Source organism: Bradyrhizobium sp. INPA03-11B (assembly GCF_040446015.1).
Classification (GTDB): domain Bacteria; phylum Pseudomonadota; class Alphaproteobacteria; order Rhizobiales; family Xanthobacteraceae; genus Bradyrhizobium; species Bradyrhizobium macuxiense_A.
In genome coordinates, this window is the sequence record NZ_JASGSR010000212.1 from 1 (window position 1) to 7,550 (window position 7,550).

Genomic DNA, 7,550 nt, shown 5'->3' on the forward strand with positions numbered 1-7,550 from the left:
CTGCAGCACCGCGGCGATCAGCGCGATCGCAAACACGCCGACCGGGGCGTTGATCAGGAAGCACCAATGCCAGGACAGATTGTCGGACAGCCAGCCGCCGAGCGTCGGGCCGACCACCGGCGCGACCACCACGGCGATGCCGAACACCGCAAACGCCTGCCCGCGCTTGGCCGGCGGGAACGCGTCGGCGAGGATCGACTGCGCCACCGGCACCATGCCGCCGCCGCCGAGACCTTGCAGGATGCGGAACAGCAGCAGCGCATTCAGATTGGGCGCGAAGCCGCACAGCACCGAGCTGACGGTGAAGATGCCGAGGCAGATCAGGAAGAAGGTCTTGCGTCCCAGCATCCTTGCGAGAAAGCTGGAGGCAGTCAGGATAATGGCGTTGGACACCAGGTAGGTGGTGACCACCCAGGAGGCCTCGTCCTCGCTCACACCCATGCCGCCCGCGATATAGGGCAGCGCGACGTTGGCGATGGTTGTGTCGAGCACCTCCATGAAGCTCGCGAGCGCCACCACGATGGCGATCAGCCAGGGATTGACGGTGACGCGCGGAGCAGGGAGGCCTTGGGCATCGATTGCTGCTGCACTCATGACGGCCTCCCGGGATCAGAGCTTGCCAAGCCGCTCGAGCAGCGACGGCGCGGCATTGATCCGCACCGTCGGCACGACCGACATGCCCGGGCCGAGCGCGACGTCGGTCGGCGGGTTGTCCATCACGATCTTGACCGGCACGCGCTGCACGATCTTGACGTAGTTGCCGGTGGCGTTCTGCGCCGGCAGCAGCGAGAACGCGGTGCCGGAGCCGGGCTGCACGCTTTCGACATGGCCGTTGATGGTGCGGCCGAGATAGGCGTCGATCTTCAGCGTCACCTTCTCGCCCGGACGCATCTGGTCGAGCTGGATCTCCTTGAAGTTCGCGGTGACCCAGGTCTGGTCCGGCACGAACATCGTGAGGTTGGTGCCGGCCTGCGCGAACTGGCCGACCGCGGCGGAGAGGTTGACGACGCGGCCCGGCTGCGCCGCGGTGACCGTCGTATAGGACAGGTTGAGCTTGGCCTGGTCGCGCTGTGCCTCGGCCTGGGCGAGGTTGGCGACCGCGCTCTTGCGCTGCGCCTTCAGCGATTCCACCTGGCGCTGCGCGAGGTTGAGCGTCGCCTGCGCGCTGAGGAGCGACGCCTGCTGCTGATGCAGTTGCGAGGTGTACTGTTCGGAATTCTGCACCGTGCCGTAGCCGGTCTGCTCCAGATGCTGGTAGCGCGTCGCCTGCTGCTGCGCGAAGGTCAGCGCCGCCTGTGCCTGGTCGACCTGGGCCTGGTTGGCCGCGATCTGCGCCTGCTGCACGTCGAGCTGCGCATCGACATTCTCGATGCTGGCGCGTGCCGCCGCGACCTGCGCCTCGGCCTGCGCCAGCGCGACGCGATAGTCGCGGTCATCGAGCCGGGCAATCACGTCGCCGGCCGCGACATGCTGGTTGTCGGTGACCGGAACGGCAGTGATGTAGCCGGAGACCTTGGGGGCCAGCGCGGACTGCCGCGCCGCGATGAAGGCATCATCGGTGGATTCGAAATGCCCGGTGTAGTCCCAATAGACGGTGCCGCCGCCGAGCGTCGCGGCGAGCAGCACTGCGCCGATCGCGGAGACCATCGGACGGCGGCGCAGGAAGCCGCGGTTCTGCGGTGTGGCCTCCGGCGGGATCGTTGCCGGCGGAGCGGGCTCCTTGCTCACCGGGCGCCCCTCGGCGGGAGCCCGCGCAGTAATCTCCGGCCGCTCGGATGTGGTGGGCTCATGAGAAATCGAGGGCGCGCCCTCGATACCCTGGTGCCCCTCTTGGGCGCGCTCCAAAACAGTGTCTTCGAACATGATGGCTGCTCCTGCTGTCCGGCGAGGTCTGCAAGGCCTTCGCAAAAGGGAACGGTACCGTTCCATTCTGTGCGGCAAATAGTTCCGGTTGCGCGACGCGTCAATAGGAACGGAACTGTACCGTTCCATTTACAACTAGATGTGATAAGGCTATATTGCTTGGGATTGCCGGCTTGATCGGCTCATGGAACCCGGGTCGAGGCGATGACCACCAGCACCCTGAAGACGCCGAGGGCGCACAGGACCAGACCTGCGGCCAGCCAGGTCGAGGTGCGCGCTGGCCGGCCGCCGAAGGAATTGGCCGGCGAGGTCGATGCGCGCATCCTCGATGCCGCGCGCAGGGTGTTTCTGCAGCGCGGGTTCGAAGGCGCGAGCATCGACGAGATCGCGGAAGCGGCGCGCTCCGGCAAGCGCACGATCTACGCGCGCTTCCGCGACAAGCGGGCGCTGTTCACCGAAGTGGTGACGCGGGACATCCTGTCGCGCATCGCCGAGTTCAAGGCCGACCCGCCGGTCGGCGCGACCATCGAGGAGCGCCTCACCAGCGTCGCCTCCACCTTGCTGCATTGGGGCTTCGATGCCGACCGGATCGGCCTGATGCGGCTCGCGATCGCGGAGGCACACCGCTTCCCGGACCTCGCCGCCACGGTCAACCGCCGGGCGCGCGCGCTCAGCACCGAGCTCGGGATTCACCTGCTGCGCGAGCTGACGCAATCCGACGAGCTCGGCAAGCTGCCGGCCTTCGCACCGGAGCATCTGCCGACCACGGCGCGGTTGTTCCTCGACATCATCGCGGTGCCGATGCTGCTGCGGGCGCTGTTCGAGGTGGACCTGAAGGCGCTCGATCCCGAGATCGATGAGCACGTCGCGCGCGGCGTCGCGTTCTTCGTCGCGGCGTGCCGGAACGGTTGGCCGGAGAGTCCGAGGCAATAGGCGATCGATCGCCGGGCTGCGCGCTCAGCGTGACACCGGGTCGTCGCGATACTGGAACAGCACTTCGGCCGCGAAGCCGGTGCTGAGGTCCCTGCGAACGTCACGGGCGATATGGCGACTGGCAAAACTGGCCGCGAAGATCTCCGCCTCCGTCATGCCGAGATCGGCCATCAGGCGCGTCGCTGAGAACAATTCGTCGGGCGATTTCTCCTTCTTCGCCTTCAGGTAATTCTCAAGCCGCGTGCGTCTCGAGCGCTTGTTCGCCCAAAACAGGATGGACGCGCCGGCCGCGATGAACGACGTCAGGATCGAGGCGACGCTCGCGCCTATGCGAAGCCAATGCTCCATGCCGCCCCCGCATCCGTCATGTCCGCTAGTGCAGAGTGAGCCGGATCGCTGCCCTTGTCGAGAGCTCGACCGTCCGGCGTTCAGCCCGGCGCGCGCTCCACGGCGTGGCGCAGCCACACCATGCCGCCCTCCAGCGCCTCGCAATGCGTGAGCCGCAGCGATTGTCCGGCGCCGGGACGGTCGCCGTCAGGTCCGTGGTAATCGACGATGCTTTGCGATCCCGCGACGCCATCGACCGCCGGAAAGATCAAGGTGCTGAACTCGTCGATCAGCCCGTGCTTGAGGAATGCGCCGTTGATCCCGCCGCCTCCTTCAAGCAGCAGCGTCCTGGCGTCGAACAGCGATGCAAGTTGCGCCATCGCGCCCGGCAGATCGTCGCCCTTGGGGCCTGCAAAGATGTAGGACGCGCCGTCCTCGCGAAGTTCGGCGAGGTGGCTGTCGGAGACCTGTTCGCCGAGCACCGCAACGGCATGATCGCCGCCGACATTGTCCTTGCCGAAATGCACACGGCCCGATGGATCGATGCCGACAGCGAGCTTGCGGCCGTTGCGGTTGGAAAGATGCGGCTCGCGCGGCAGTTTTGGCGGATTGGCGATGTGCCGCTCCGTTCCCTTGGCCATCTCGTTCATGGTGACGCGGCCGATGATCCACCCATCGGCATCGAAGCCGTCATGGATCCTCTCATAGTGGGAGCGTAGCACCTCGGCCGGGATGCCGGCGGCGGCCTTGGTGAAGCGGCTGGGGTGAAGCCGGCCGTCGATCGACGTGCCCATGTGGCAGATGATGTGAGGTCGCATGAGATGAACTCTTCGGTGAATGCGGGATCGTGCCGCAGCGGCGGGTGGCGCACCTCCTCATGTAGAGAGCCGCAGGCAGGTTCTCAACGCGCGTGAGCCCCGACCAGGATTCTCGGAAGAGCGGCGAGTTGGGCTGGTCGGCTAATGGACCATCACCCAGCTCGGTTGCAGCCATGGATACGCAATCAGGCCGACCACGGCGGTCGCCGCGATGAGCAGCGGATTGCTGACCTTCCAGCGGAACAGCACCGCCAGCGATACTAATCCGATCAACGCGGTGAGCCAGTCGCCGATGGCGATCTTGCCGAGCAGGATGCAAGCGCCGAGGATGGTTCCGATCGCGGCTGCATAGGCGCCCTTCACGAAGCCCTGGACGTTGGCGTTTCCGCGATGCCGCGCGAGCAGCGGAGCAACGATCAGCACCAGCAGGAACGACGGCAGGAAGATGCCGATCGTAGAGACGACCGAGCCCCAAAATCCGGCCACGAGGTAGCCGACGAAGGTTGCAGTGATCACCACCGGTCCCGGACTGATCATGCCGATCGCGACCGCGATGAGAAACTGTCGCTCATCGAGCCAGTTGTATTGCTGCACGAGCCCTTGCTCGAGGAACGGCACGATCACGAGGCCGCTGCCGAAGGTCAGCGAGCCGGCCTTGAGGAAGAACAGCAGAAGCTTGGAGAGCGTCGACCCGCTTGCGACCGGCGCGATCGGACCGGCGGCTGCCGGCACGATGGCAATTCCCGGCAGGATCGCAGGCGTACGTTTGAACGGCTTGCCGTAATAGAGAATGCCGACGACGCCCGCGCCGATGAACAGCAGCGCGACCTCGGCCTGGAGGATGACCGTGACGGCGAGACAGACCGCCGCGATCGCCCATTGCAGCCAGTCCTCCATGCCGAGCCTGGCAAGCCGGTAACAGGAGTGAAGGATGAGCGCGATCACGGCGGGACTGACACCGTAGAAGATCGCGGTCACCGGCTGGAGATCGCCGAGATAGACGTAGAGGGCGCCGAGCGAAGCCACGATGACGAAGTTGGGAAGGATGAAGCACCATCCGCCGACCCAGGCGCCCCAGAAGCCACCGCGAAGCCAGGACACGTAGATGCCGACCTGAATCGCCAGTGGCCCCGGAAGCGATTGGCAGATGGCAATCGATTCCTTCATCTCCTGCTTGGTCAGCCATTTCTTGCCGTCGACCAGTTCCCGCTCCATTTGCCCGACCAGCGCGACCGGGCCGCCGAAGCCGAGAAAGCCGAGGCGCAGGAAATAACGTGCCAGTTCTGCCAAACGACTGCGCTGCGAATCCGTTGGCGCGATCACGGGAAAGCTCCCTGCAGAGAATTTTGCCCATCTCTGCAGATCAGGGATGGCTTTCGGACGGTCGCCTCATTCATTCGCTTGCTCACCGAACTCTCCTCACATCTCCTTTGAGTATTGCTCATACAGCCGGGCCGCATTGTCCCAGCGGATGGCTTCCATGTAGATATCGACATAGCGGGCCGCGGCCGCGCCGAAGTCCATGTGATAGGCGTGCTCATACATATCGAGCACCAGGACCGGACGGCCGCCGGCGAGCGTCGTCGTGTGATCGGCCGCCCATTGGTTGACGAGCCGTTTGTCGCGGGGCGAATAGGCCAGGATCACCCAACCCGACCCGCCGCCTTCGGCCTTGCCCATCGCCGCAAATTCTGCGCGCCAGCGCTCCATGCTGCCGAAGTCGCGTGCAATCGCCTCGGCGAGCGCGCCGCCCGGCTTACCTGCGCCGCCGAGCCCATCGAAATAGATCTCATGGAGGATCATCGAGTTTGACGCGATCAACTCTTCGCGCTTCAGGCCGTTGATCACAAAGTTCGGCGCCTTGGCGAAGTCGAGTTCGGCGAGCTGCGTGCCGATGGCGTTCAGCCGCTTCACCGCGCCGACGTAATTGTTCTCGTAGTGGCTGACGAGGATCTTTTCCGAGATGCCGGTGATCGCCTTCGGGTCGAACGGCATCGGCTTGGCCTGATAGGACATCGTCCTCGCTCCTGTCTGTGGGGTGGCTTGGGCAAGGGCATGGTTGGTGCCGAGCACGGCTGTTGATGCAGCTGCGGCACCGACCCCTGCGATGAAGTTCCGGCGTTCGGTGTTCATGTTCATCGGACTCTCCACATGTGAATTGATCGCATCGTTGATGCTTCGGATCGCGGCCCTATTCCTTGGCGAGCCCGACGATGGTTCGGATTCCCGCGATGTTCTGTACCGAGATTTCGACGGGATCGCCGAAGCGGACGGCATTGAAGATCAAGCCGTCCTGAACCTTGAAGGGTTCGGTCCTGTCTGCGGACAGGCGTATCAGCAGCGTGTCGCTGCCCTCATCGACGCTATCGACGATGCCGCGCAGCGTTTCGGTTGCCGGCGGATGAAGGGTCGCTGCCCGCGATGTCACGGCCGCTTCCCGGTCATCGCTGAGCGCAGCCGGTGTCGCCAGAATTGCAGTCGGCGACAGGATGGCCAGACACAGGGCCAGAGTTGCTCTCATCATTGTTGTCACTCCATCGCATTGGTTTGACGGCTCGCGCGAGGCAGGATCTCAGTCCTGCTCCCTGACCTGGCCGCTGCTGTCGATCACGAGCCTCACAGGCTTGCCGTTCTTCATCGCCTTCGCCGTGATGCCTTCGGCCGTCGACTTGACGTCGCTAATGCTCGCGTAGCCGGCGGCCTGAAGTTTCGCGACAAGCTCGTCCTGCGTCAGCGCGCGGGCGGGCGTCGCGGCACCCGCGATCGCGAAGGCTACAATCAGGTGAAGGAGTTTCTGCTTCGGCATGGCTGTCCTCCTGGTTGTGTTGTCCTGCCCCAGGTGGTCCAGAGGCGCGATTTCCGCGCGCCTCTGCATTGGCCGCAAAGTCGGTTACGGCTTCACCTTGCTGGTCGGCCAGTTGTGCGTTTCTTTGGTCGCGTCGCGGCACCAGCGATAGAAGGCGTCGTAGAGCAAGAGGCCGGCGCTCAACTGTTCGAGGTCGTCGTCGAACATGCGCGACAGGCCGAGCGAGGCCGCGAGCAATCCGGGCGCCTCGGGCGACAGATCGAGCCGCGCGGTATCCGCCGCCCGCACCATCGTCGCCAGCCGCTCGAGCGCCGGCGTCGAGAGGCCGAATTCCCGGATCATCACATCGAATGTGCAAAGCTCTCCGCGATGGCTCCAGAACACGTTCTCGATGTCGAACGGCGTCGCGTCGAAGCGTTCGGCGACGGCCTCGACTTCCGCTGAGGTCACGAACAGGAACACGGCTGTGGGATCGACGAAGCGGCGGATCAGCCACGGACAGGCGATGCGGTCGATCTTCGGCCGTGATCGCGTCACCCAGACGGTGCGACCGCGGCCGTCGCGTTTCGGAATTTTGTCCGCGGGCACAGTGGGAAGCTCTGCATCCCGCCACGCGAGGTGGCCGCCCTCGAGAACTTCCGCCGCGATGTTGCCGCACCGCAGCCAGGCGGCGGTGCCTTCGCTGAGCTTCTGTCCCTTTTGACAGATCACGACCACGGACTGGCCGCTGAGGCTGGAAGCCCAGTCCTGGACGTCGAGATGCGAACGCCTGATCGCGCCCGGGATCAGGCGCGGATCGGCGG

The 7,550-nt window shown here is 65.1% G+C and carries 10 protein-coding genes; 1 reads left to right on the top strand and 9 read right to left on the bottom strand.

Annotation, left to right across the window (positions count from 1 at the left end; all coding sequences use genetic code 11):
* Both QMZ05_RS39695 and QMZ05_RS39700 read right to left on the bottom strand, forming a co-directional pair.
* Positions 1–594, bottom strand: a 594-nt coding sequence (locus tag QMZ05_RS39695) for an MFS transporter (RefSeq protein ID WP_353705704.1), incomplete at its 3' end; no start/stop codon positions are given.
* A gap of 15 nt (positions 595–609) precedes the next feature.
* Positions 610–1,863, bottom strand: a complete 1,254-nt coding sequence (locus tag QMZ05_RS39700; protein WP_353705705.1) for an HlyD family secretion protein — start codon at positions 1,861–1,863, stop codon at positions 610–612.
* A 204-nt stretch (positions 1,864–2,067) separates the two neighbouring features.
* On the opposite strand from QMZ05_RS39700, the gene QMZ05_RS39705 reads away from it, so the two are divergent.
* Entirely contained in the window at positions 2,068–2,796 is a 729-nt protein-coding gene (locus tag QMZ05_RS39705; protein ID WP_353705706.1) for a TetR/AcrR family transcriptional regulator, read from the top strand.
* A 24-nt stretch (positions 2,797–2,820) separates the two neighbouring features.
* Here QMZ05_RS39705 and QMZ05_RS39710 read toward each other — a convergent pair whose 3' ends face one another.
* The 7 genes from QMZ05_RS39710 to QMZ05_RS39740 form a co-directional block, all read right to left on the bottom strand.
* On the bottom strand, positions 2,821–3,144 hold the full coding sequence (locus QMZ05_RS39710; protein ID WP_353705707.1) for a hypothetical protein: 324 nt from the start codon (positions 3,142–3,144) through the stop codon (positions 2,821–2,823).
* An 80-nt stretch (positions 3,145–3,224) separates the two neighbouring features.
* Positions 3,225–3,941, bottom strand: coding sequence for a dihydrofolate reductase family protein (locus QMZ05_RS39715; RefSeq protein ID WP_353705708.1), 717 nt, complete (start codon positions 3,939–3,941; stop codon positions 3,225–3,227).
* Between the two features lie 141 nt (positions 3,942–4,082).
* The gene (gene chrA, locus QMZ05_RS39720) at positions 4,083–5,264 is read right to left on the bottom strand and encodes a chromate efflux transporter (RefSeq protein ID WP_353705709.1); all 1,182 of its coding nucleotides are present in this window, start codon (positions 5,262–5,264) and stop codon (positions 4,083–4,085) included.
* Positions 5,265–5,360: 96 nt separating this feature from the next.
* Positions 5,361–5,957 (bottom strand): Fe-Mn family superoxide dismutase, encoded by a 597-nt coding sequence (locus QMZ05_RS39725; RefSeq protein ID WP_353705713.1) that lies wholly within the window; start codon positions 5,955–5,957, stop codon positions 5,361–5,363.
* Positions 5,958–6,132: 175 nt separating this feature from the next.
* Entirely contained in the window at positions 6,133–6,465 is a 333-nt protein-coding gene (locus QMZ05_RS39730) for a hypothetical protein (RefSeq protein ID WP_353705710.1), read from the bottom strand.
* A gap of 48 nt (positions 6,466–6,513) precedes the next feature.
* Positions 6,514–6,747 carry a PepSY domain-containing protein gene (locus QMZ05_RS39735; RefSeq protein ID WP_353705711.1) on the bottom strand — a complete coding sequence of 78 codons (234 nt, stop codon included), beginning with the start codon at positions 6,745–6,747 and terminating at the stop codon, positions 6,514–6,516.
* Positions 6,748–6,831: 84 nt separating this feature from the next.
* Positions 6,832–7,550, bottom strand: a 719-nt coding sequence (locus QMZ05_RS39740; protein ID WP_353705712.1) for a sulfurtransferase/chromate resistance protein, incomplete at its 5' end; no start/stop codon positions are given.

What these genes read in the sequence shown, in the direction of transcription:
- QMZ05_RS39730 (WP_353705710.1), bottom strand. Translation starts at nt 6,465, where the DNA reads ATGATGAGAGCAACTCTGGCCCTGTGTCTGGCCATCCTGTCGCCGACT.
- QMZ05_RS39725 (WP_353705713.1), bottom strand. Translation starts at nt 5,957, where the DNA reads ATGTCCTATCAGGCCAAGCCGATGCCGTTCGACCCGAAGGCGATCACC.
- QMZ05_RS39710 (WP_353705707.1), bottom strand. Translation starts at nt 3,144, where the DNA reads ATGGAGCATTGGCTTCGCATAGGCGCGAGCGTCGCCTCGATCCTGACG.
- QMZ05_RS39735 (WP_353705711.1), bottom strand. Translation starts at nt 6,747, where the DNA reads ATGCCGAAGCAGAAACTCCTTCACCTGATTGTAGCCTTCGCGATCGCG.
- QMZ05_RS39700 (WP_353705705.1), bottom strand. Translation starts at nt 1,863, where the DNA reads ATGTTCGAAGACACTGTTTTGGAGCGCGCCCAAGAGGGGCACCAGGGT.
- QMZ05_RS39715 (WP_353705708.1), bottom strand. Translation starts at nt 3,941, where the DNA reads ATGCGACCTCACATCATCTGCCACATGGGCACGTCGATCGACGGCCGG.
- QMZ05_RS39705 (WP_353705706.1), top strand. Translation starts at nt 2,068, where the DNA reads ATGACCACCAGCACCCTGAAGACGCCGAGGGCGCACAGGACCAGACCT.